Raw genomic sequence first — 23914 nt, 5'->3', positions numbered from 1 at the left:
GCCCCTCCGACGAAGGTCGGTGGATGGATTCGTGAAAACACGAGAGGGGAATGACCTTGAAAAGGCCTACGCGACGAAGAACGCTTCCCTGGCTGTTGCTGCTGCTCCTGTCGGTCTGGTTGTCCTCGGGGTGCGGCTCTTCGGGGCAGAGCACCTCCCAGGGGTACCCCATCGACCCCCAGGTGGAGACCACCGCCGCCAGAACCGTGGTGCCCGACGGGGTACCCCAAAGCGGGGACACCATCTTCCCCTACGAGGTTTCCAAATATCGAGAGAACGGCTATGGGACCTGGCACTACGGCCCCGGCATGGCCTTGGAAAAACGCCTGGACCTCATGCCGACGGGGTACCCGGATGCCGCCGTCCGCAGGGGACGGTTGCTTCATTTCTTCACCATCACGGACATCCATATCTCCGACAAGGAGTCCCCCAGTCAGGCCATCACCTACGGCTACAAGGGGGGGCTTTCGTCGGGGTATTCCCCCGTGATGCTCTGTACGACCCAGGTCCTCGACGCCGCCGTACAGACCGCCAACGCGCTGCACCGCCGGAAGCCCTTCGACTTCGCCCTCTCCCTGGGAGATGCCTGCAACAACACGCAGTACAACGAGCTTCGGTGGTACATCGATGTCCTCGACGGGGGACGCATCACCCCCGATTCCGGGGTGAAGGACGATCCGAACCCGGGCCCCCTGAACGATTACCAGGATTCCTTCCAGGCACCGGGGCTCGCTCCGTCGATCCCCTGGTACCAGGTGATCGGAAACCACGACCATTTCTGGATCGGCTCCTCCCCCGTGAACGACTACCTTCGGGGGATCTATACCGGAGAGCCCCTGCTGGCCCTGGGAACCTGGCAGGAGGTTTTCTACCGCCCCGACGGCATCGACAAGCGGGACTACTACATGGGGGCCATCGACGGCCGGACGCTGGACGGCGCGGTCTTCGGCGCCGGGGCGTCCCGCGACTTTCCCGTCCCGCCGAAGGTGCTGGCCGCCGATGCGAACCGTCGCTCCCTCACGCGAAAGGAGTGGCTCGCGGAGTTCTTCAAGACCTCCGGGAGCCCCAAGGGGCACGGCTTCCCGTCGTCCTCCGTCCAGACGGGCTTTGCCTGCTACAGCTTCGAGCCCCGGTCGGACGTGCCCCTCAAGGTCATCGCGCTGGACGATACCCAGCGGGAAGACGACGTCTTCGACCAAGGCTACGGCCACGGTTCCCTCGACAAGGAGCGCTACGAGTGGCTGGTCCGCGAGCTGGACGAGGGACAGAGCCAGGGGAAGCTCATGATCATCGCCGCCCATATCCCCATCGGCGTGTGCCCTCCGGGGGCCTTGGACGGTTGGTGGTCTCGGGCCTACGTCACGGAGGCCCAGCTCATCGCCACGCTTCACCGATACCCGAACCTGATCCTGTGGGTGGCGGGACATCGCCATTTCAACACGATCACCCCGTTCCCCTCCCCGGACTCCACGCAGCCGGAGCGGGGGTTCTGGCAGGTGGAGACGTCGTCCCTGAGGGATTTCCCGCAGCAGTTCCGAACCTTCGAGATCGTCGCCAACAGCGACCAGACCCTTTCGATCCTGGCCACCAACGTGGACCCCGCGGTCCGGGAGGGAACCCCCGCGGCCCTGTCCCGGGGGTACGGCGTGGCGGCCCAGCAGCTTTTCCAGAACGACCTCCCCGCTCTGCCCACGGGGGTTTCCAACGCGGAGCTGGTGGTCCCCCTGAGCCCGGCCATGCAGGCCACCCTGGGACGCTGGATCTCCTCCCGGAACCCCTAGGTTCCCTGGGAACGAAGGACCTTTCCCCCAGCCCCCTTCGGGGGAAGCCGGGAGGGATCGGAAGACGAGCGTCCTGGGGGCTCCGAGGGGAGCCCCCAGGACGTTTCGGGGTGGATCGACTCGGGACGGGGTCTTCGGGGGGACAGGGATCCCATACGCCCCGCCCAGCCCGCCAGGAGGCGGAGCACCGCCCTTTCGCTTTCGTCCCAGATCCGCTCCCCCCCTCCCAGGCCAGGAGGAAGAACCCCCGAACCGCCTTTGCGGAGGAGGGGATGGGCAGAGCCAGGCTGGCCCGGTTTCCGTCCCCGGTGAACCGTCGCCCCAGGGAGGAGGAGGGCCGAGGCCCCCCGAAGGAGTCCAGGATCACCGGCTCCCCCCGACGCAGGCTACGCAGCCAGGGGACGTGGGGAGACACGAAAAGAAGCCCCTCCTCCGGCAAGAGGGAAAAATTCCCCCAGTGGGAACGGACCCGAATCCTCTTCCCCGGAAGGAAGTCGAGCCACAGGCCCGAAGAGGCTCCCAGACAGCACCCCAGGGCCTGGAAGACCCGCCCCACCAGCTCCGGGCCTCCCCGAGCGGGGAAACGCCCCCCCACCTCCGCCAGGATCGCCAGGGCGTCCCGCACCGACACCCCGTCCTGTCCTTCCGACGCTTCCCCGCGCACCAGGAGCTGGCTCGCCCCGTAGGCCTGCACCAACCGTCCCCCTGCGCTCCACCGCGTCCAAGCCCAATGGGACAGGCGAACCAGGTTTTCCTCCGCCGTGACGAGCCGGTACTCCCCCTCCCTGCGCCCTTCCTTTCCCTCCCCTTGGGGGAGGGAAAGGAACCCCCACGCCCCCGCTCGATCCTCCGGGCACACGTGGCGCTCCAGAAACCCCCCCAGGTCCATCTCCAGCTCTCCCTCCCCGGGCAGTTCCAGGAGCCGACGGTATTCCCCGTCCAGCCACAGGGTGCCCCTTCGGGGGCGGAATGCCCACCGCGCCAGAGGCGGGCGAGCCCCCCGCTCTCTCTCGGGAAGAGGAGGAAGCGCCCTCGGGACTCTCCACGTCTCGCGTTCCTCCGGAGGCCCTTTGCCCCATCCCGTTGCCCCTTCCGGGTCGATGAGGTAACCCCTCCAGGGAAGGTTCCGGAGGACCCGCGGAGACTCCGGGTCCGGCTCCACCTTCCGGCGCAGGTTGCGCACGTGCCAGCGCAGGGGAGGGGGCGGCAGGCACCCGGGACCCTCGTAGCCCCACACCCGACGCGCCAGCTCCTCGGCGGAACAGATCGTCCCGGGGGATTCCATGAGGCACCGGAGGATCCGGTACTCCGTGGGAGTGAGGACATGCCACGCCCCCGCCCAGACCCGCTGCCCCCTCCCGTCCAACACCAGTTCCCCCACCCGAAGCTCCCTGGGTTCTTCCATCGACGATTCCATCTTCCTTCTCCGAATTTTCATTCTATCGCGGAATACGGGGTATTTATTTCACAAAAATAACCCACTTGCGGGATTTATTGTCCAGAAATACAAAGCAAACCATAAAGCGACCCTCTTTCCCATTTTCGGCCCGACGCCAAAAACCAACAGATCCCCCACGGCTTTCTCACAGCTTTCGCACCGCTTTTTCCCTATGCTTCTCCAAGAGAAACGCATTGCATCCAAGATATGTCGGGGAGGCGAGGAGAGTGACCATCAAGGCGAAGCTCCTGTGGCTTGCGGCGGGGGTGGTGGTGGCGCTGACGGCCATGACGGGGCTGGTATTCTTCCAGAGCCGAAACATCCTGAACGACCAGGTCAACTCGGTGGGCCTGGAGACGGCGACGAGTTGCGCCCGAGAGGTGGACCAGTTCTTCGACAAGATCGAGACCATCGTCCTGGGAGCCCGGGAGGCGGCCCTGCTGGTCCGGGAGGGCCGGCAGACCCCTTCGGACGACGACTACCAAGCCGCCCTGAGCCGGATGCTGGAGAGCGCCAAACCCTACGGGGTGACGGACCTCTACATGGGGCTGGAGTCGGACGGCCGACTGGCGGACGGCACGGGTTGGGCGGAACCGGGAGACTGGGATTCCCGCAAGCGGAGCTGGTACGGCGAGGCCCTCCAGGCGGGCAAGCCCGTCCTCACCTCCCCCTACCTGGACGCGGTGAGCAAGACCCTGGTGGTGGACCTGGTGGCGCCGGTAAAGGCCCGGGACGGCTCCCTCCTGGGGGTGGTGGGGGCGGTGGTGAACCTGGACGCCCTGTCGGCTCTGGTGACGGCGCAGAAGCTCCTGGGCTCCGGGTTCGGCTACCTCACCGACGCCAAGGGGGTCATGCTGGCCCATCCCCAGAAGGACCTGGTCCTGAAGGTCAACGTCACCGTCCCGGACGACAAAGTCTCCGCCCAGCAGGCCGAGACGGGCAAGCGCATGGTGGCCCGGGAGACGGGCTTCGGGGACTACTCCTACCAGGGCGAGACGAGGCGCATCTTCTTCGCCCCCAGCGCCCACGGCCCCCTGGTGGCCATGGTGTTCCCCCGGTCCGCCATGATGGCTCAGGTCCACGCCATCGCCCGCAGCCAGGTCCTGGCGTCGGCGGTCACTCTGATCCTGCTGCTGGTCCTCATCGTCCTCCTGAGCCGCAGCATCGTCCGCCCCATCCAGGGGATGGCGGAGACCCTGAAGCGGATCGGGGACCTGAACCTCACCCCCGACGCTTCCAAGGGCTGGCTGGCCGCCAAGGCGGGGGAGAAGACGGAGATCGGCCTCATGGTGCACTCCTTCCTCCGCCTCCGGGAGACCCTCAACGAGAGCCTCGCCCGGATCCGGGAGGAGGCAGAGCGCACCGGCGTCTCCGCGGAGGCTCTGGCGGCCCTCTCCCAGGAATCCGTGGCCTCCATGGAGGAGGTGAAGTCCTCGGTGGACCAGGTGGTGGCCCTCTCTCAGTCCAACTCCGCCGCCCTCCAGCAGACCAACGCGGGGGTGGAGGAGGTCAGCTCTGGGGCCTCCACCGCCGCCCGGACCGCCTCGGAAGGGGCGGAGGCCTCCGGCCGAACCACCAGCCTCTCGGAGGAGGCGGTGTCCCAGGTGGAGGCGGTGGTGACCCAGATGAAGGCGGCGGGGGACAAGGCCCGGCTCTCGGGGGAACGGATCCGGAAGGTCACCGAGTCCGTGGGGTCCATCAGCGGCTTCGTGTCCACCATCCAGAGCATCGCCGACCAGACGAACCTGCTGGCCTTGAACGCCGCCATCGAGGCGGCCCGGGCGGGGGAGGCGGGACGGGGCTTCGCGGTGGTGGCGGAGGAGGTCCGCAAGCTGGCGGAGGAGTCGGGACAGGCCGCCAAGGAGGTGGAGGCCCTCATTTCCTCCCTCCAGAACGAGACCCGGGGTTCCATGGTGGCCACGGAGGAGGCGGGAACCCTCCTGGGCACCACCATCGAGCAAGCCCATGCGGCCCAGGCGGGGCTCCAGCAGGCCCTGGGACAGATCGCCACGGTGAACGACGCCATGCAGAACATCGCCGCCACGTCGGAAGAACAGGCTGCGGCGGCCCAGGAGATGGCCTCGGGGATCGATCAGGTGACCCAGGCCACCGTCCAGGTGGTGGGCACCCTGGACACCATCCGCCATTCCACAGAGGAGACCGCCAAGGCTTCGGAACAGGTGGCCCAGGAGTCCCAGGCCTTGAGCCTGGGGGCCCAGGCCCTCAAGGCGGAGCTGGCCCGCTTCGTCCTGGATGCCCGGGAGGGAGGGGCTCTCAAGACCCTGCCCTGATCCGCCGGGGGAGCCGGCCCGAAACCTCGGACCGGCCCCCCTTCCTCTAGACTCCACCGAAACCACCCCCCGTGTCGGATCCCATCAGGGTCCCATCCCCCCTTTCCTCCGCGCAGACCCCGCATACCCGGGCGTCCTCTTCCTCCGGTTCGGCACCGGGAAGACGCTGGGCATAGAAAACGACAGGGCGGTCCCGTCCCGATTCGGTCTTCATGCGGATTTTCAGGGACGGGACCTTCTCCGGAGGGTCCAGGAGGAACCGCCGCAGGAGTGCCTGGTCCTTCGGGACGACCCAGCGGTCGAGGAAGCAGGCCAGGGAGACCTCCAGGGCCCCCGAAAGGTCCACGCCCAGAAACCGAGGCAGCCCGTCCTCCCAGAGCAGGGTCTCCCTCCGGGGGTTCAAAACCCAGCCCGTCATCTCCCGGGCCAGAAAAGCCGCCCGCAGGAGACCTCGGCTTTGCCGCCAGGCCTTGCGCAGGCGATCCGCCTCCCCCTCCACCGCCAGGGGGGCAAAGGACCAGGTCCCGAAGAAGACCCCCCCGAAGATTCGTCCCGCGAAGACCCCCTCCACCCGAGCCGTCTCCTCCAGGGGACGACGAACCTCCAACACGAAGCGCCAGTCCTCCTCCCCGTCGGCACCCCGAGGCCAGGAGCGTCCCGCCTGCCAGGCGATCCGTCGATCCTCCCGGAGAAAGGGCAGCAGCTCCCTTCCCAGGACCTCCCCCCGGGGAATCCCCAGGAGGCGCTCCGCCTGGGCGTTCCACCAGAGGACCTTGCCCTGGAGGGTCACCCCCAGGGCCCCGGGAAAGCCCTCCGTCAGAGAGCCCAGAAACTCCGCCCACCCGGCGGGAAGCCCTCCTCGGCCGCTCTCTTCCCGAACCGGCGAAGCCTTTTCCCCGGGAAAGGGGAGGACATCCGCCCCCGAAGGGCCCGGATCGAACAGGTACCCCCTCCGGGAGAGGGTCCGAAGCAGCCGGGGGTTGAAAGGATCCGGCTCGATCTTGTCCCGCAGGTTCTTGATATGCCAGCGGATGGGAGGGTCGCTGCGCCCCTCCTCCCCGTAGCCCCAGACCCGGGAGACCAGTTCCTTGGGAGGATAGGGCACCCCGGGATGGCACATGAGGAGGTGCAGCAGCCGGAACTCCAGGGGGGTCAGGGCGTTCCAGCGCCCCCGGGACCAGACCCGCTGGGTTCGGCAGTCCAGGATCACCCCTCCCGATCGGACCCGGTGTCCCTCTTCCCCTTCCCCGGGAGGCCCCTCCTCGCAGAGGCTGTACGCTGCGAACACGTCCTCCGCAAAGGCCCGCCACTCCCCCTGCCAGGGAACCCGAGCGTCCACCAGGGACACCAGGTTCCGAGGGACCCGTTCCCCCGGTCGAACCCGGAGAAACACCTTGGGAGAGAGGGTGCGCCCTTCCCGGGAGAGGGCGCGAAGCCACGAGGCCCTCATGGAGGAAAACGCCCCCAGCACCACCAGGTCGTAGGGCCGTTCCCGCAGAAGACGCCAGGCCTCGTGGTCGTCGGGCACCACGGCGCCCTCCGGGCAGAGCCGCTGCAGCCAAGGAGCGAGGGGGACCCCGCCGGGCCCCGGCTCCTCCGGGGGCACCACCCAGACCGTGCGCGGCCTGGTCGGGACGACGGAAGCCACCCTCATGGAACATCCCCTCCCAAACCCGGATCGGTTCCATGGCCAGGGACGGCGGACACCTCCGCTCCGGAGCGGGGGAGCTCCGTGACCATCCCTGGACCCGCCCGGGGACGGGAAGCCTGGGAGGTCCCGCGGATCCCGCAACCCCAGCTTCCCCTTGTGCCACCTTAGCGCCTACGAAAACCGTCATAACATACACAATCCATACTTTTGCCCAACAAAGGACCTGCATAGGGGGAATAGGATGCTCTCATGATCCGTGAGCGCTCCCTCTTCTCCTCGTCTCGCTTCCTTCCGGCAGCGTTCCCCAAGGAGGCCGTTCCCATGCAGATGCCCCGCTCTCGCCGGCGCCTCGCCCCCGAAGGCATCCCTCCCGTCCTGTGGGTCCTCCCCTTCCGTCTGGGGATCGGGTTCTTCGCCGTCCCCCGGGACGCCCTTCTGGAGGTCCTGGACTGGGCCAGCTCCGACTTCTCCGCCCTGATCCACCCCGACGCCCTCTGCCCGCTGGTGGACCTGCGGTTCCTCACGGGCCGCCCGGGGGTCCCCCCAGAGAAGGACTTCCGCCTCCTGGTGCTGGAGTCGGCGGGACACCGAGCCGCCATCCTGGCGGACCAGGTGGACGAGGTGGTCCTGGCCCCCTCTCCCCGGAGCTGCGGGGAGGGGCCCCCGCCGGGAGGGCGCATCCTGGGGGTGGTGGAACACCGGGGACTCCCCTTTCTGCTGCTGAACCCCGAGGCCCTGGTGCTTCCGAAACGCCCGGTGCAGGAGCCCGTGACCCACCTTCTCGCGTAGAAACCGACCGGACAGCCAAAGGAGTGACTTGTCGATGACGATCAAAGCGAAGCTGTTCTTCCTCACCGGGATCCTGGCCCTGCTTCTGGGGGGCATGATCCTCCTGTCCTTCCTTCAGAGCCGAAGCACCCTGAACCGCCAGGTGATCGCCGCGGGCACCGAGCTGGCGCAAAGCAGCACCCGGGAGCTGGATCAGTATTTCGAGAAGCTGGAGGCGGTGGTCCGGGGCGCCCGGGAAGCTGCCGCGGAACTGGCGGAGGCCCAGGGCTCGTTCACCGACGGCTCCCTGCAGCCCCTGATGGGGCGCCTCGCCGAGAGCAACCGGTCCCTGGGCGTCCTGGACGTGTACATGGGCCTGGAGAGCGACGGCAGACTGGCGGACGGCACGAACTGGCAGGAACCGGAGGACTACGACGCCCGAAGCCGGAGCTGGTACCAGGAGGCGATCCGAGCGAGCAAGGTGACGCTCACGGAACCCTACCTGGACGGGATCAGCAAGAAGCTGGTGGTGGCCGTGGCCGCCCCGGTGACGGACCGAAGCGGCAAGCGTCTCGGGGTGCTGGCCATCGACGTGGACCTGGAGAACCTCTCCAGGCTCGTCACGTCCCAGAAGATTTTCGGCACCGGCTTCGGTTACCTGGTGGGCCCCAAGGGCGTCGTGCTGGCCCACCCGAAGGGGGACCTCGTCCTCAAAGAGAACGTGACGGTGCCCAGCGCCGCCATCCCCCCGGACCTGGCCGCCACGGGGAGGCGCATGGTGGCCCGGGAGACGGGATACGGGGACTACACCTTCGACGGGGTTTCCCGGCGGATCTTCTTCGCCCCCACCGCCCACGGCCCCGTGGTGGGGCTCGTCTTCCCCCACACCGCCATGACGGCCCTGGTGAACGCCATGGCCCGGGGACAGCTCCTGGCGGGAGCCCTGGCCCTCCTGGCCCTCCTGGGGATCATGGTCCTCCTGGGGCGAAGCATCGTCCGCCCCATCCGGGGGGTATCGGAGGTGCTGGAACAGATGGGCTCCCTGGACCTGCGGTTCGACGAATCCAAGAAGTGGCTCGCCGCCAAGGGGGAGGAGAAGACGGAGATCGGCCTCATGGTGCGATCCCTGTCGACCATGATCGTGGCACTCCACGCCAGCCTGGCGCGGGTCCGGGAGGAGTCGGACCGGGCCTCCTCCGCCGCGGAGGCCCTGGCGGCCCTGTCCGAAGAGTCCGTGGCCTCCATGGAGGAGGTGAAGTCCTCGGTGGACCAGGTGGTGGCCCTCTCCCAGTCCAACTCCGCCGCCCTCCAGCAGACCAACGCGGGGGTGGAGGAAGTCAGCGGCAGCGCCGCCAACGCCGCGGCCGCCGCGGGAGAGGGGGCGGAGGCCTCCTCCCAGACAGCTGCCCTGTCCCAAAAGGCGGAGAAGCAGATGGACGAGATGGTGGCCCAGATGGATCAGGTGACGGAGAAGAGCCGCGCCACGGGGGAGCGGATCCGTCAGGTGGCGGAGGCCGTCTCCATCATCTCCGGCTTCGTCTCCACCATCCGCAGCATCGCCGACCAGACCAACCTGCTGGCCCTGAACGCCGCCATCGAGGCGGCCCGGGCGGGAGAGGCGGGGCGAGGCTTCGCGGTGGTGGCGGAGGAGGTCCGCAAGCTGGCGGAGGAGTCCAACGGCGCCGCCAAGGAAGTGGAATCCCTCATCGGAGCCCTTCAGGAGGAGACGGGGGGCGCCATGAAGGTCACGGAGGAGACGGGGCAGGTCCTGGGAGCCACCCGCGACCTGGCCCAGGCGGCCCAGGAGGGACTCCGGGAGGTGCTGGACCGGATCGCCCGGGTGAACGAGGCCATGCAGAACATCGCCGCCACGTCGGAGGAACAGGCCGCCTCCTCTCAGGAGATGGCCTCGGGGATCGACCAGGTGACCCAGGCCACCGTCCAGGTGGTGACCACTCTGGACACCATCCGCCACTCCACCGAGGAGACCGCCAAGGCGTCGGAACAGGTGGCCCGGGAATCCCAGAAGCTCAGCCTGGGAGCCCAGGCCCTGAAGGAGGAGCTGAACCGCTTCACCCTGGACCAACGGGGCATGGAGAACCTGCGGGCCCTGAAGGACCGGAACTGACCGAACCGCCTCCGGGTCCGGGACGGGGTGCCCCCCGTCCCGGACCCTCCGTCACTCGTACCGCAGGGCGTCGATGGGCTCCAGCCTCGCGGCGCGCCAGGCGGGATAGAAGCCGAACCCCACCCCCACCAGGGCGGAGAACCCGAAGGCCAGGAGCACCGAGGAGAGGGAGATGACCGTCTCCCACCCCGCGAGGCGGGACACCGCCGCCGAGACCCCCACCCCCAGGACGATGCCCGCACCTCCCCCCACCAGGGAGAGCACCAGGGACTCCGCGAGGAACTGGGCCAGCACGTCGGCGGTCCGGGCTCCCACGGCCATGCGGATGCCGATCTCCCGGGTGCGCTCCGTCACCGACACCAGCATGATGTTCATGATGCCGATGCCCCCCACCAGAAGGGAGACGGAGGCCACCGCCGCCAGCAGCACCGAGAGGGTCTTGGTGGAGGCCTTGGCGGCCTCCAGGATCTCCGAGAGGTTCCGCACCGTGAAGTCCCGGTCCTCCCCCGGACGGATGCGGTGCCGCCGATCCAGCAGCTCCTCCATCTGCTCCTGAGCGGCGGCCAGGGCCTGGTCGCTCACCGCCCGGACGGTGAGGTCCCGCACCTTCCCGGGAAACCGGCTGGGGAAGAGGCGCTTCTGGGCGGTGGTGACGGGGACCACCAGGGTGTCGTCCTGGTCGTTGCCCCCCGCGGAGGTCCCCTTGCGGGCCAGCAGGCCCACCACCACCACGGGGATCTTGTTCACCCGCACCGTCTGCCCCACCGGGTCCTGGTCGCCGAAGAGGTTCTCCGCCACCGTCTGTCCCAGCAGGGCCACCTTGGCGGCGCTGCGCACGTCCGACTCGGAGAGGTTCCGCCCCGAAGCCAGGGGCCACTCCCGCACCGTCAGGAAATCCCCCGTGGACCCCACCGCGACGGTGGACCAGTTCTGGTTGCGCACCACCAGCTGGGCGGTGCCCTGCACCCGGGGGGCCACCGCCTCCACGGCGGGGCACTCCCTCAGGATGGCCTCCGCGTCCCCCAGGGTGAGGGAGGGGGCCGCTCCGGGACCGGTGCGCGCCCCCCCGCTGGTGACGGTGCCGGACATGACCACCAGCAGGTGGCTCCCTATGCTGGAGATCTGCTCCGTCACCCGCCGGTTGGCCCCGGTACCTACGGCGAACATGGTGATCACCGCCCCCACGCCGATGACGATGCCCAGCATGGCCAGGGCGGAGCGCAGGGCGTTGGCCTTGAGGGCCCGCAGGGCCACCACCAGAATCTCCCCCAGACCGATCACGAGGGGAGCCTCCTCTCCCCCACCGGGGCGTCGGACACCACCAGGCCGTCCCTGACCGTGACGACCCGCTTGGCGAAGCAGGCCATGTCGGGTTCGTGGGTCACCAGCACCACCGTGATGCCCAATCGGTCGTTGAGTTCCGAGAAGAGCCCCATGATCTCCCCGCTGCTCCGGCTGTCCAGGTTCCCCGTGGGCTCGTCCGCCAGCACCAGGGGGGCCTCCCCCACGATGCCCCGGGCGATGGCCACCCGCTGCTGCTGCCCCCCGGAGAGCTGGTGGGGCATGTGGCGCTCCCGCCCCTCCAGTCCCACCCGGTGCAGGGCCTCCCGGGCCCTTTCGGCCCGGACCCGGTGGGGCACCCCCCGGTAGAGGAGGGGCAGCTCCACGTTCGCCAGGGCGGTGGTTCGGGGAAGCAGGTTGAACCCCTGGAAGACGAAGCCGATGCTCCGGTTGCGCACCTGGGCCAGTTCGTCCCGCTTCAGGGCCCCCACCTCCCGTCCCGCCAGGCGGTACCGCCCCTCCGTGGGGGTGTCCAGGCAGCCCAGGATGTGCATGAGGGTGGACTTGCCGGAGCCCGAGGCCCCCATGATCGCCACGTACTCCCCCTCCTCCACGGAGAGGGAGACCCCCCGGAGGGCCTCCACCGCCACCTCCCCCATGTCGTAGGTCTTGCGGACCCCCTCCAGCTCCAGGAGAACCGTCATGGGAAGGGTCTCCCGGGCCCCCCGGCGCTGCTCTTCCCCGAACCGGTTCCGTCCGCTCCCGTGACCACCCGGTCCCCTTCCGTCAGGTCCCCGGAGACGGCGGTCCAGGTGCCGTCGGTGAGCCCCACCTCCACGGGCACCCGGCGCAGGGGGCGTTCCTGCCCCTCCTGAAGGACCCACACCACCGGCCCGGAGCTTCGTTTCTCCTCCCCCGTCCCCGGGGCGGGAGAGGCGGCCCGGCGCTTCCCCTCCCCGTTCCCGTTGCCCGGGCGGAAGCGCAGGGCCGCCGCAGGGACCCGCAGGACCCCGGAGGCCTCCGCCACCCGGATGGCCACGTTGGCGGTCATGCCGGGCTTCAGGGTCAGGTCCGGGTTGTCCACCCGGACGACCACCGTATAGGTCACCACGTTCTCCTGGGTCTTGGCCTGGAGGCGCACCTGGCTCACCCGCCCCCGGAAGGTGTCGTCGGGAAAGGCGTCCACGGTGAAGGTGACGGGCATCCCCTCCCGGATGGGGCCGATGTCCGCCTCGTCCACGTCCGCCTCCACCTGCATGCGGGTCAGGTCCTCCGCCAGGGTGAAGAGGGTGGGGGTCTGGTAGCTCGCCGCCACGGTCTGCCCCTCGCTGATGCTCTTGCCCACCACGGTGCCGTCGATGGGGGAGACGATGCGGGTGTACCCCAGGTTGGCCCGACCCCGGCGCAGCACCGCCTCGGCCTGACGCACCCCCGCCCGGGAGGCGTCCACCTTGGCGGCGGCGGTGAGCCAGGAGGTGCGGGCGTCGTCCAGATCGCTCTTGGCCACGAAGTGGGAGGCGTAGAGGCGCTCCTGCCGCTGGCGGTTCCGGTCCGCGTTGGCCAGGTCCGCCCGGGCGCTGGCCAGGTCCGCTCGGGCCGAGGCCAGGTCCGCCTCGGACTTGGCGACCTCCGCCGCCAGCATGGTGGGGTCGATGAGGGCCAGGAGCTGCCCCTTGCGCACCCGGGAGTTGTAGTCCACCAGCACCCGAGAGATGGTCCCGGAGACCTGGGAGCCCACCGTCACGGTGTTCACCGCCTGGAGGGTCCCCGTGGCGGAGACGCTCTGCACCACCTCGCCCCGGGCCACGGCCTCGGAGAGGTAGGCCACCGGGGGCTTCGTCTCCCGGCCGAAGAACCACCAGCCCCCGGCGGCCAGTGTCCCCAGGACCAGCAGGGCCCCCAGGGCCTTTCCCTTGCCTCCGCCCCGCCTGCCGCCACGCGTCGTCCCGCTCATCGCCCTTCCCCCTCCAGATCCGCCAGGTTCGTCCCCATGCCGTGCTCCAGCTTCGCCCAGGCAATGCGCAGGTCGTGCCGGGCCTTCGCCAGGCTCCTCTGGGCCTTCGTCCGGTTCAGTGCCGCCTGGCTCACCTCCAGGGGGCTGCCCACCCCCTCGCGGTAGCGTCCCCGGGCCAGGTCCAGGTTCTCCCGGGCCTGCCGGTCCACCAGCAGGGCGGTGCGCAGGCTCTCCTCGGCGGTGCGCAGCTCCGTCAGGGCCTCCACCACCGCCAGATCCGCCTTCTGCCTCAGGTCCTCCTCCGTCGCCCGGGCCTCCTCCAGCTTCGCCCGGGCCTGCCCCACCTTGGCGTCGGTGCGCCCCCCGTCCAGGAGGGGCAGGGAGAGGGTGAGACCGGACTTCCACTCCCCCGTCCCGGGGTCGGACCAGCCGTACCCCCCCCAGGCCGCCACGTTCCAGGCGAGGTCCTTCGCCGCCAGGGCCACGTTTCGGGAGGCCTCCTCCACCCGAAGGCCCTGGGCCTTCAGGTCCGGCCGGGCGGCCACTCCGGACTGGGCCGCCTCCACCGACGGGGCCTTTCGGTCCGTCCAGGGCGGCGGGGTCACGGAAAGGGCCTGCCCCCGGGGAGAGACCCCCATGGTCCGGTACAGAAGGGATCGGGTCGCCTCCACCGTCCCCGAGGCCTGGGTCTGCTCCAGCCGGGCCTGCCCCAGGTCCACCTCCGCGGCGGTGACGTCCGACTTGGGCACCTTCCCCGCCTGGAAGAAGGCCCGGGCCCGGGCCAGCTGTTCCTCCTGCACCGCCACGTTGCGCCGCGCCACCTCCAGATCGTCCTCCGCCTTCACCAGGGCGTAGAAGGCCTGCTGCACCTCCAGCACCAGGTCCGAACGGGCCGCCGCCAGGTCCTGGAGGACCGCCTCCCGCTCCAGCTCCGCCGCCTGGACCGCCAGATCCGTCTTGCCCCCGTCGGTGACCAGCTGGGAGAGGCGCAGCTCCGCCGAAGCGTCCCGCGCCCCCTCCGCCGCCCTGCCGCTGCCCGAGGCCTCCAGGGAGGGTTTCCGGGGAGCCTCCTGCACCCGCACCGCCTGCCCCTGGGCCTCCACCCGCGCCCGGGCCGCCCGAAGCTGGGGGTGGTTCTCCAGGGCGGACAGCAGGCACTCCCGCAGCGTCAGGGCCTGCCCCGTCGGGGCTCCCCACGCCGCGCCGGCCAGGGCCGCGGCCAGGGCTCCTGCCAGAAACCATCGACACACCATGGACCTCTCCTCCTTCGATCCCCGGAGGGAACGCTCCTGCAGGCATTGTAAACACAGAACCCCTCTCTCCGTGTCGGGGTTTCTACCAGGAGTCCTCCAAAGAAACGCAAAGGGATGGGAGGGAATCGGGCCCCTTGAAACAAAAATAAAATAAACAACACGACAGCGCGAAGATGGGATAAGATGGCACCAGACCAACTGGCGTCGGACCGCTGGGGACGTCCCGCGGCCTTCCCGAACCCGCAAGGAGGTGTTCCTCATGAAGGTGACCCGCCCCCTGGAACCGGAGCCGCGCTTTCGGGCTCCCTGCGGTGTCTTCTGTCCCACCTGCTTCCTCTATATGGGAAACCACGACGACCCGGCCAGGCTCCCCCACGCCAGCGTGGTGCTGGGGGTGCCCGAGGAGGACCTGCGGTACGAAGGCTGCGGCAGCCCCCGCACCGCCGCCCGGTGCGCCTCCTGCGCCGTCCGGCGGTGCGCCGAGGAAAGGGGCGTGGACTCCTGCGCCGATTGTCCCGAGTTCCCCTGCTCCCTCCTGCGGGACGCCCAGGAGAAAAGCCCCCAGCTCCGGGAGGCGGAAGCCTCCCTGCACGTCCGGAGGAAGCAGGGGTTTTCCGGATGGTTCCTTCGGACCCAGGAGGAGTTCCGCTGCCCCCACTGCGGCACCCTGAACTCCGTCTACGACCTCTGGTGCCGGAGCTGCGGCGCCTCTCCCAGCTGCCCCTTCGCGGCCCGAAACGGGGAAGAGGCGCTGGCCTTCTGGAAAAACCGCCCCTCCGATTTCCCCCGCCCCTGAACCCGCCCGGGGCGAGCGATCCCCCGCCCCGCTCGCCCCGTCCCCGGGCCCTCCCCTTGACCGATTCCCGCTTTCTCGGCATCATCGCGGCAGACCGTCAGCGAGGAGGCAACGTCATGAAAGCCCTGAAGATCTCCCGGCCCGAGGCGCCGGAGGACCGCACCGAACTGGCCCGCACCGTGGGGGCCCTGCTGGAGGATGTGAAGACCCGAAAGGACCAGGCCCTCTTCGAGGCGAGCCGCCGCTTCGACGGCAGCACCCGCACCGCCCTGCGCGTGTCCCCGGAGGAACTGGCCCAAGGGCTTCGGGAGACGGAACCGGAACTGCGGGAAGCCCTGGAGGAGGCGGCGGCGAACCTGCGGCGCTTCGCCCGAAGGCAGCGGGAGGCCCTGAAGGACCTGAAGGAGGAGGAAAACGCCCCGGGGGTCTTCCTGGGTCACCGGGTTCTCCCCGTGGACTCCTGCGGCTGCTACGTTCCCGGGGGGGGCTACCCCCTCATCTCCACCGCCCTGATGCTGGCGATCCCCGCCCTGGCGGCGGGGGTGCCCCGGGTGTGCGCCTGCACCCCCGTGATGAAGGGCACCGACCGGGTCCATCCGGCGGTGTTGGCGGCCCTCTCCCTGGCGGGGGTGACGGAGGTCTACGCCCTGGGGGGAGCCCAGGCGGTGGGGGCCCTGGCCTACGGCACCGAATCGGTGCCCCCGGTGGACCTCGTCGTGGGGCCGGGGAACCGGTACGTCACGGAGGCCAAGCGGCAGTGCGTGGGCCGGGTGGGCATCGACTTCGTGGCGGGGCCCAGCGAGGTGCTGGTGCTGGCGGACGCCGGGGCCGACCCCTCGGTGGTGGCGGCAGACCTGCTGGCCCAGGCGGAACACGACCCGGACGCCCGTTCCGCCCTGGTGTCCCTGGACGAGGACCTGGCGGTGCGGGTGGAGGAGGAGGTGCGCCGTCAGCTGGAAACCCTGCCCACCGCCCCGGTGGCCCGAGCCTCCTGGGAGGCGGGGGGGGAGATCTGGCTCGCCGATTCCCCCGAGGAGGCCCAGGAGTTCGCCAACCTTCGGGCCCCGGAACACCTGGAGCTGAACGTGCGGGACCCGGAGGCGTGGATCCCGGCCCTGCGCAACTACGGGTCCCTGTTCGTGGGCGAGGGGGCGGCGGAGGTCTTCGGGGACTACGTCTCCGGCACCAACCACACCCTGCCCACCATGGGGGCGGCGCGGTACACCGGAGGCCTGTGGGTGGGGACCTTCCTCAAGGTCTGCACCTTCCAGCGCCTCACCCCTTCAGGAGCGGCGGCCCTGAGCCCCCTGGCGGCGCGCATCGCCCGGGCGGAGGGGCTCTTCGCCCACGCCGCGGCGGCGGAAGCGAGGGCGCGCTGAAGGGCACTCCCTCTGGTACGGGAGACGGCGGCCTGGATCCTCCTCAACCGCCGTTTCCCGTACGGAACCTTCCTCAGGCCTCCTCGTAGTACGTCGCCAGCACGTCCCGGTGGGCGTCGAAATTCCAGTGGACCTCCCGGATGAAGGCCCCCAGGTCCCGGGCCGTCCCCTCCCGGAAGAGGCGCAGGATCTCCCAGTGCTGCTCCCAGTACCGGTCCTCCCAGTCCCGGACGGAGATCAGGTCCTTCCGGGGGAAATCGTAGAGCCGGGATCGGTAGAGGTGGATCTGGGCGACGAGGGCCTCGTTGTCGCACAGTCCCAGGGCCAGTTCGTGGAACTCCACGTTCCGATCCGGGCAGAGCCCGTAGTCTCCGGACCCCATCCGCTCCACCACCTCCCGCTGCACCGCCTCCATGCGCCCCAGGGTTCCCGGGTCCATGGCCGGGAAGACCGCCTCGAAGGCCGCCGCCTCCAGGGCTCCGCCGATCTGGTAGATGTGCCGCACCTCCCGGAGGGTCAGGCGGTTCACCCGGACCCCCCGGCTGGGGAGGATCGTCACCACCCCTTCCGCCTCCAGGCGGATCAGGGAATCCCGCAGGGGGGTCTTGCTCACCCCCAGACGCTCCTGCATCTCCTTCTGGTCGATCATCTCGCCGGGACGCAGCTCGCCGCAGGCGATCTTCTCCTTCAGGTACTCGTAGACCTGCTTTCGCAGCGAGTCGGTGCTCGACAGGATCATCCCCGAATCCTCCTCCCGCATCTTGCACTGTGGAACCTTTCAGGCCAGCATGTCCAATATACCGATACACCGGTACATCGAAGTGCCCTTTCTCCTTCGACGCACCGTCCGCGCCCTTTATACCACTTCGGGGAGCGGGGTTTCGGGAGCCTCGGGGCTCCACGACCGAAAGGAGGGTGCCATGGCCGAACCGCGCCGTCCGTCCGTTCCATCCGGCAGTCCACGAAATCCCTAGGAGGTGTTCTGCGTGCTCTCGGCGATGGACAACGTCCTCATCGGACTCTTCGTCATCCTGGTTCTGGGCATCGGGTACTACTTCTCCAAGCGCAACAAGGACATGGAGAGCTTCTTCCTGGCGAACCGGAGCCTTCCCTGGTCCCTGGTGGTGGGGACCCTGGCGGCCTCCTGGTACGGGGGCATCGGCGTGGTGGGCACCGTGGGCTACGCGGCGGTGTACGGCATCTCCACCTGGACCATCTGGTCCATCGGCGCCCACCTGATCCGCATGCCCCTGGCCCTTTGGGTGGGGCCGCGCATTCAGATCCGCACGGACATCACCGTCCCGGACCTGCTGGAAAGCCTCTACGGCCGCCGGGTGGCCCTGCTGGGGGCGGTGCTGATGTTCTTCGTCTGCGCCCAGATCGGGGAGATCACCGCGGTGGGCTACATCGGGGAGGCCGCCTGGGGGGTCAGCAACATCCTGGCGGGGACCCTGATGGTAGCCCTGGTCATCGTGCTCACCATCTGGGGGGGCCTGATGGGGGTGGCGGTGACGGACATGATCATGTTCTTCTGCATGGTCTTCGGGGTAACCATGGTCTTTCCCGGCCTCTACGCGGACATCGGCGGCTGGGCGGGGCTTCGGAACGCCCTGGGGGAGAACGCCAAGCTCCTCCACCCCACGGCGGGCATGGGCTTCTGGAAGGCCGTGATGCTGGTGATCTTCTGCCTCAGTCCCTATGCGGACCCCACCTTCTACCAGCGCTTCTCCGCCTCCACCTCCCCCAAGGTGGGACGCCGGGCCCTGCTGACCTGCTTCTGCATCTGGATCGCCTTCGACATCGTCATCTGCACCTCCGGGGTCATCGCCCGGGCCCTGTATCCGGACATGCAGCCCGAGGTGGCCTACGTGAAGATGGTGTTGGAGAACCTCCCCGTGGGGGTCCGGGCCTTCTTCATCGTGGGGCTCATCGGCGCCATCGTCTCCACCCTGGACAGCTACTACCTGGTGGGGGGCGCCACCCTGGCCAACGACATCTTCGCCCGCCTCAAAGGCACCGGGAAACTCTCGCAAAAAGCCATCCTCACCTACACCCGGGTGGCGGTGGTGCTTTTGGGGATCATCGGCCTCTCCCTGGCCTTCCGGTTCAAGCTGGTCTACGACGCCTTCCTGTTCATCGCCAGCATCTGGATGTCCGCGGCCTTCGTCCCCATCGTGGGAGGCCTGGTCTTCAAGGGGCGGATCACGGAGATGGGGGGGCTGCTGGCCATGATCGTGGGAGGCGGCACCTTCGGGCTGCTGAAGGCCTTCCCGGGGATCACGGAGATCGAGCCGCTGGTCCTCTCCCTGCCCGCCTCCCTGATCGTCTGGCTGGTGGGAAACCGCATCGGCAAACCCCGGAACGCCGCGTTCCTTCAGGACTGACCGCAGGACCAAGGGAGGAATCCACATGACCACGAAAAAGGACACCAAGGATCTCCAGATCAGCTGGTTCGGCATCGACGGTTTCCTCATCCTCCTGTACTTCGCCATCGTGGGGACCATCCTCTACGGCATGTACAGCGAGAACGACCTGCTCCTCGGGCGGATCATCCCCTACGCCGTCATGACCGCCTGCACCCTCATCTTTCTGGACTACCTGCGCAGTACCGTGACGTTCCTGCGCCGGCACCACGAGGAGAGCGGGAAGTAACCTTCATGCCCCGCATCCCCATCTTTCCCATCCTCCGCTCCCAGGAGGACGTGCTTTCGGAGGCCCGCCGCAAGGGCGGGCCTCTGGGACGCCTCCTCCTGCGGGGCCAGGCCCTGGCGGAGCTGCGGCTGCACTTCGTGGAATACCGGGTCCTGCTCTTCTCGGTGCTCCACCGCCCCAACTGGATCTCCCGGAACCTCTTCAAAGACCGGGGGGAAAAGCGGCAGCTCTGTCGGGTGCTGGTGAACGGCAGCACCGGCGGGGCCCTCTGGGCGGAGGAGATTCCCGAGCCCCTGGTGTCCTACGAGGCCCGGGAGGAGCAGATCCAGCACAGCTCCTTCCCCCGGGAGCGGATGGAGGAGAAGGGAAGCCGCCTGGTGCTCCGAGTGCTCCGTCGTCGGGTGGGGGGCTACCCCGAGGTGAACCTGGAGGAGGACGCCCCGGTGTACCGCCCCTTCTACGTGGCCCTCTACGGGGAGCCCCGTGAAGGCTGCCGGGTGCGCTACCTTCCCTTCGCCGCCGACGGATGCAGCAGCCATCGAACCTTTTGACCCACCCAGCGAGGAGTGAGGACATGTCCCAGAAAACCCAGCCCCCCCATCCGTCCCGGATCGATGCGGTGACCTTGGGGGGACGGATGGAGGTCTCCCAGGTGGTGGCCGTCGCCCGCTACGGCGCGAGGGTGCGCTTTTCCCGGGAGTACGAGGAACGGGTCCGGCGATGCCGGGCCCTGGCGGACCGGTTCGCGGAGCAGGAGACACCGGTCTACGGGATCACCACCGGTCTGGGGGAGAACTGGAACCGCAAGGTCCCCCCGGAGGCCCGGCGGACGGTGCAGCGGAACTTCGCCCGCACCCACGCCTGCTCCCTGGGAGAACCCCTCCCGAAGGAGTGCGTCCGGGCCCTGATGGCAGTGATGCTCCAGCATCTGGGCTCGGGGCACACGGGCATCGCCCTGGAGACCCTGGAGCTTCTGGCGGGGATGTTGAACCGGGACGTGATCCCCCGGGTGCCCGCCCACGGGTCCGTGGGATACCTCTGCCACGAGGGACACATCGCCTCGGCCCTCATCGGGGAGGGGACGGTGGTCCACGAGGGCCGGGAAATGCCCGCCCGGGTCGGGCTGGAACGCGCGGGTCTGGCCCCCCGGACCCTGGAGAGCAAGGAGGGCCTGAGCCTCACCAGCGGCACCACCTTCGTCACCGCCCTGGCCTGCCTGGGCTTCCACGACGCCTGGACGGGAGCCTGCACCGCCGACGTGGTGGCCGCCCTCTCCCTGGAGGCCCTCAAGGGCACCCTCATGGCCATGGACCCCCGGGTGCACGCCGCCCGGCCCCACGAGCACCAGATCCGGACCGCCGCCAACCTGCGCCGTCTCCTGGGGGACAGCGGGATCCTGGCCCGCTGGAAGGGGCACCGGGTGCAGGACGCCCTGTCCCTACGCTGCATCCCCCAGCTCCACGGAGCGGCGAAGAAGCTCCTGGCGGACGGCCTGGCCACCCTGGAGACGGAGCTGAACTCCTCGGTGGACAACCCCCTGATCTTCCCGGGAGAGGACGAACAGGGAGAGGCGCTGATGGCCTGCAACGCCGACGGTTCCTATGTGGGGATGGCGGCGGACTGCGGGGCCATCGCGGTCACGGGGATCGCCAAGATGTCCGAGCGCCGGGCGGACCGGCTCATCAACCACCACGTCAGCGAGCTTCCCCCCTTCCTGACACCGAGGCCGGGGGAGAACTGCGGCCTCATGATCCCCCAATACGCCGCCGCGGGGATCCTGGGGGAGATGCGCCTCCTGTCCCACCCCGCCACGGTGGACAACGGGTTCACCTCCGCCTGTCAGGAGGACTACACCAGCATGGGGGCCAACGCCTCCCTGAAGCTGTACCATCTGGGGACCCTGCTGGACTACGTGCTGGCCACGGAGCTGCTCAACGCCTGCCAGGCCCTGGAGTTCCACCCCGAACCCCCTGCGGTGGCCACGGCGGCGGTCCACCGGCTGGTGCGCGCCCAGGTCCCCCCGTTGGAGGAGGACTACCGTCCCGGGCCCTACGTGGAGATCCTGGCGGACCTGATCCGCTCCGGGGCGGTGCTGGAGGCGGCGGAAGCCGTGACGGGAGCGCTGGACTGAGATGGAGGATCTTCGATCCTTCGCCGTCCTGTTCGAGGCCCCGGAGGGGGTGGAGGAGGCCCTGGCCGCCATGACCACCCCGGAGGAGCGGCGTCTCCTTCGGGGGATGGCGGACCGGGACGGCTTCTCCCCTTGCGAGGCAGCCTCCCTCCTGGGGGGGTCCTCGGAGGAAGCGGAGGGCCTCTGCGCCGCCGCCTACCGGCGCGGGTGCCTGAACCGGGTCCCCGAGCAGCCGGAGCTTTTCCGCCGGGGCACCCTCTACAGCCGTCTGGACCTGTTCGCCCAGTTCGAACCTCGGACCTGGCTGGCCCTGCCGGAGAGCCTGCGCCGCCGCCTGGACGACTGGTACCTGGACGCCTACGCCCGGAGGCTGGTGGCGGGGGTGGAGGCCAAGCGCCTCCGGGAAATGCGCCGCCGGCTGGATCTGCCTCCTTCGGAGGCCCCCTTCCTGGGGAACGACGTGATCCTCCCCCTGGGGGAAGCCCTGGACTACGTCCGCAACGCATCCCGCCAGGCCACCCTGGTGCCCTGCAACTGCCGGGCCATCGCCCGGAACTGCTCCCTCCCCCTGGACACCTGCATCCTCTACCTGGACCCGGAGAAGGTGAACACAGTGGTCCACCGGGGATGGGGACGCCCCTTGAGTCGGGAGGAGGCGGCCCGGGTGGTGCGCCGGGCCCACGAGGCAGGACTCATGCACTCCGCAGGCCCCGACGCCCTCTGCAACTGCGACGGCTGCTGCTGCTACCCCGCCCGGGTGGGCAAGCGCCTCCACTGCGTGGGCCTCTGGCCCGAGGCGAAGTACCGGGTCCAGTGGGACGACTCCCGATGTGTCCGATGCGGACGCTGCGTCCCTCGGTGTCCTTTCCAGGTCTTCGAGGTAACTCGTCGGGAGGAAAAGAGGTCCATGAGCTTCGATTCCTCCCGCTGTCGGGGGTGCGGGCTCTGCGTGGAGGTCTGCCCCGCCGGGGCCCTGCGCCTGGGACCCCGGGGGTAGAGGGCGGAGCCGGGCTTCTCTCGGCGGGACGCCTCGCCCCCCTCGGCGCGCCCCCTTAATCCCGCTCCTTCACGAAGACCCCCCGTTCTTCGTCCAGGACGAAGCCGCACCGGAGGAGGGTCCGGCGGGAGGCTTCGTTCTCCCGATCCGGGGCCACCACGATCCTCCGGGCATCGGGGAGGGACAGCACCCGCTCCGAAAGGCAGCGGACCAGCTCCCTCCCCAACCCCTTTCCCAGGCAGGCCGCATCCCCGAGGCCATAGTCCACGCTGTAGGTCCCCTCCCGGGGGAAGGACCGATAGACCTCCTCGTCCGCATCGGCGCACCGGTAGTACTGGCAGAAGCCCACGGGATCCTCCCCCAGCAGCGCCACGAAGTGGCGGAGGAAGGAGAACCGCCCCTCCCTCTCCCGGATCTCCGAAAGCCAATCCTCCGGATCCCCGAACCATTTCCGCAGGGGATCCCGGTTCAGCCACAGGGCCACCAGCAGCACGTCCCCCTCCTCCAGGGGACGAAGGACCATCTCGCCCTTGCCTCCCCCGAGGGGCTCGGCCTCCCTCGTCATCCCTTCCCCTCCCCCGACAGGGCCTCCCCCCGGCGGCGGGCCTCCTCCGCCAGGGCGGCGGAGAGGGTCTCCAGGGAGGGGAGGAAGGGGCGGAAGGAGCGCCAGAAGGGGAGGTTTCCCAGGCGACGGGCCCAGGGGGCGTGGACCTCTCCCCCCGGGCGCAGGGACGGGGGGGGGAGGAGTTCCGGGGTCCCCCAGAAGGCCCCGGGGTCCGGGGGCAGGGGCTGCGGCACGGGAAGGCGCTCCTCCCGGGCCTCCCGCAGCAGGGATTCCCGCAGGGCCTCCAAGTCCAGCCCCCGAAGGCGCAGCAGCAGCAGCGGGTCCCCGTCGAAGGCTTCCGCCAGGAGCAGGAACACCGCCGCCAGGTGCTTGCAGGGCGTCACGGGGTCCGGGCAGGTGCAGGAGAACTCCAGGTCCTTTCGCCCCTCCGGGAAGAGGGACAGCCCCAGGGACCGGCAGAGCCCCTCCATCCCCTGGGGCATCTCCCCCCCCAGGAGTCGGGCGGCGTTGCGAGGTTCCTCTCCCAGCCGGGCCCCCAGCAGGTCTCGTTCCTCCGGGGTGAAGGGGCGCACCCGGATCTCCGCCTCGTAGGGCTTCGCCCGGGTTCCCTGGACCCGAGCCCGGACCCGTCCCGGGGCCACCTCCAGGGACACCACCTGCCCCCGGCGGGCGTAGTTCTTCCCCCGCCCCAGGCGGACCCCCAGGTCGAAGGCGTCCAGCGCCGCGAGCCAGCGCTTCCCCCACCAGCTCCGGGCGAAGTCCCCCTTGCGGTTGTGCGCCCGGATGCCCCCCACCACCCGCACGGGCTGGGGGATGGCGTAGCCGCCTCCCCGATGGCGTTCCATGGCC

19 protein-coding genes and 1 pseudogene are annotated in these 23914 nt (G+C 69.5%); 11 read left to right on the top strand and 9 right to left on the bottom strand.

From position 1 onward, the window contains the following. Positions 1–95: 95 nt before the first annotated feature. Positions 96–1781 carry a TIGR03768 family metallophosphoesterase gene (locus APAU_RS13660; RefSeq protein ID WP_232207742.1) on the top strand — a complete coding sequence of 562 codons (1686 nt, stop codon included), beginning with the start codon at positions 96–98 and terminating at the stop codon, positions 1779–1781. A gap of 1114 nt (positions 1782–2895) precedes the next feature. On the opposite strand, the pseudogene APAU_RS14840 reads toward APAU_RS13660, so the two are convergent. Further along, positions 2896–3186 (bottom strand): annotated as a pseudogene (locus APAU_RS14840) (winged helix-turn-helix domain-containing protein); the annotation flags it as partial. Between the two features lie 260 nt (positions 3187–3446). On the opposite strand from APAU_RS14840, the gene APAU_RS00420 reads away from it, so the two are divergent. Continuing rightward, positions 3447–5510, top strand: a complete 2064-nt coding sequence (locus tag APAU_RS00420) for a methyl-accepting chemotaxis protein (RefSeq protein WP_006299665.1) — start codon at positions 3447–3449, stop codon at positions 5508–5510. Between the two features lie 46 nt (positions 5511–5556). On the opposite strand, the gene APAU_RS12325 is transcribed toward APAU_RS00420, so the two are convergent. Continuing rightward, positions 5557–7164 (bottom strand): winged helix-turn-helix domain-containing protein, encoded by a 1608-nt coding sequence (locus APAU_RS12325; protein WP_006299664.1) that lies wholly within the window; start codon positions 7162–7164, stop codon positions 5557–5559. A 318-nt stretch (positions 7165–7482) separates the two neighbouring features. Between APAU_RS12325 and APAU_RS00410 the strand changes: the two genes are divergently transcribed. Both APAU_RS00410 and APAU_RS14430 read left to right on the top strand, forming a co-directional pair. Continuing rightward, positions 7483–7950, top strand: coding sequence for a chemotaxis protein CheW (locus APAU_RS00410; protein ID WP_006299663.1), 468 nt, complete (start codon positions 7483–7485; stop codon positions 7948–7950). 34 nt (positions 7951–7984) lie between these two features. Beyond that, entirely contained in the window at positions 7985–10057 is a 2073-nt protein-coding gene (locus tag APAU_RS14430) for a methyl-accepting chemotaxis protein (RefSeq protein ID WP_006299662.1), read from the top strand. Between the two features lie 51 nt (positions 10058–10108). On the opposite strand, the gene APAU_RS00400 is transcribed toward APAU_RS14430, so the two are convergent. The 4 genes from APAU_RS00400 to APAU_RS00385 are packed head-to-tail and all read right to left on the bottom strand — an operon-like array spanning position 10109 to position 14545. Beyond that, entirely contained in the window at positions 10109–11338 is a 1230-nt protein-coding gene (locus APAU_RS00400; protein WP_006299661.1) for an ABC transporter permease, read from the bottom strand. Beyond that, complete coding sequence (locus tag APAU_RS00395) at positions 11335–12042, bottom strand: ABC transporter ATP-binding protein (protein WP_006299660.1); 708 nt, start codon at positions 12040–12042, stop codon at positions 11335–11337. Before APAU_RS00395 ends, APAU_RS00400 begins: the two co-directional genes overlap by 4 nt. Then, positions 12039–13292: an efflux RND transporter periplasmic adaptor subunit gene (locus APAU_RS00390; RefSeq protein ID WP_006299659.1), complete on the bottom strand. Its 1254-nt coding sequence runs from the start codon at positions 13290–13292 to the stop codon at positions 12039–12041. The genes APAU_RS00395 and APAU_RS00390 overlap by 4 nt, the downstream gene beginning before the upstream one ends. Next, positions 13289–14545 (bottom strand): TolC family protein, encoded by a 1257-nt coding sequence (locus tag APAU_RS00385; protein WP_006299657.1) that lies wholly within the window; start codon positions 14543–14545, stop codon positions 13289–13291. Before APAU_RS00385 ends, APAU_RS00390 begins: the two co-directional genes overlap by 4 nt. A 259-nt stretch (positions 14546–14804) precedes the next feature. Here APAU_RS00385 and APAU_RS00380 point away from each other — a divergent pair, with 259 nt between their 5' ends. Both APAU_RS00380 and hisD read left to right on the top strand, forming a co-directional pair. After that, positions 14805–15341, top strand: a complete 537-nt coding sequence (locus APAU_RS00380) for a DUF3795 domain-containing protein (RefSeq protein ID WP_006299656.1) — start codon at positions 14805–14807, stop codon at positions 15339–15341. Positions 15342–15457: 116 nt separating this feature from the next. Continuing rightward, positions 15458–16720: a histidinol dehydrogenase gene (gene hisD, locus APAU_RS00375; RefSeq protein ID WP_006299655.1), complete on the top strand. Its 1263-nt coding sequence runs from the start codon at positions 15458–15460 to the stop codon at positions 16718–16720. 73 nt (positions 16721–16793) lie between these two features. Here hisD and APAU_RS00370 read toward each other — a convergent pair whose 3' ends face one another. After that, the gene (locus tag APAU_RS00370; protein WP_006299654.1) at positions 16794–17459 is read right to left on the bottom strand and encodes a GntR family transcriptional regulator; all 666 of its coding nucleotides are present in this window, start codon (positions 17457–17459) and stop codon (positions 16794–16796) included. 247 nt (positions 17460–17706) lie between these two features. Between APAU_RS00370 and APAU_RS00365 the strand changes: the two genes are divergently transcribed. The 5 genes from APAU_RS00365 to APAU_RS12320 are packed head-to-tail and all read left to right on the top strand — an operon-like array spanning position 17707 to position 22500. After that, a complete protein-coding gene (locus tag APAU_RS00365; protein WP_006299653.1) occupies positions 17707–19104 on the top strand; it encodes a sodium:solute symporter family protein in 1398 nt (465 codons plus the stop codon). A 25-nt stretch (positions 19105–19129) separates the two neighbouring features. Further along, positions 19130–19372, top strand: coding sequence for a hypothetical protein (locus tag APAU_RS00360; RefSeq protein WP_006299652.1), 243 nt, complete (start codon positions 19130–19132; stop codon positions 19370–19372). Positions 19373–19377: 5 nt separating this feature from the next. Further along, positions 19378–19923, top strand: a complete 546-nt coding sequence (locus tag APAU_RS00355; protein WP_006299651.1) for a hypothetical protein — start codon at positions 19378–19380, stop codon at positions 19921–19923. A gap of 23 nt (positions 19924–19946) precedes the next feature. After that, positions 19947–21503 (top strand): HAL/PAL/TAL family ammonia-lyase, encoded by a 1557-nt coding sequence (locus APAU_RS00350; protein WP_006299650.1) that lies wholly within the window; start codon positions 19947–19949, stop codon positions 21501–21503. 1 nt (position 21504) lies between these two features. Continuing rightward, complete coding sequence (locus tag APAU_RS12320) at positions 21505–22500, top strand: 4Fe-4S binding protein (protein ID WP_006299649.1); 996 nt, start codon at positions 21505–21507, stop codon at positions 22498–22500. A 55-nt stretch (positions 22501–22555) separates the two neighbouring features. On the opposite strand, the gene APAU_RS00340 is transcribed toward APAU_RS12320, so the two are convergent. Then, positions 22556–23065 (bottom strand): GNAT family N-acetyltransferase, encoded by a 510-nt coding sequence (locus APAU_RS00340; protein ID WP_006299648.1) that lies wholly within the window; start codon positions 23063–23065, stop codon positions 22556–22558. Next, a complete protein-coding gene (locus APAU_RS00335) occupies positions 23062–23910 on the bottom strand; it encodes an SWIM zinc finger family protein (RefSeq protein ID WP_006299646.1) in 849 nt (282 codons plus the stop codon). The genes APAU_RS00340 and APAU_RS00335 overlap by 4 nt, the downstream gene beginning before the upstream one ends. Positions 23911–23914: the final 4 nt, after the last annotated feature.

The organism is Aminomonas paucivorans DSM 12260, from assembly GCF_000165795.1.
GTDB lineage: Bacteria > Synergistota > Synergistia > Synergistales > Synergistaceae > Aminomonas > Aminomonas paucivorans.
The sequence above is the reverse complement of the archived record's forward strand: the minus strand, read 5'-3'. Positions and strand labels throughout refer to the sequence as shown.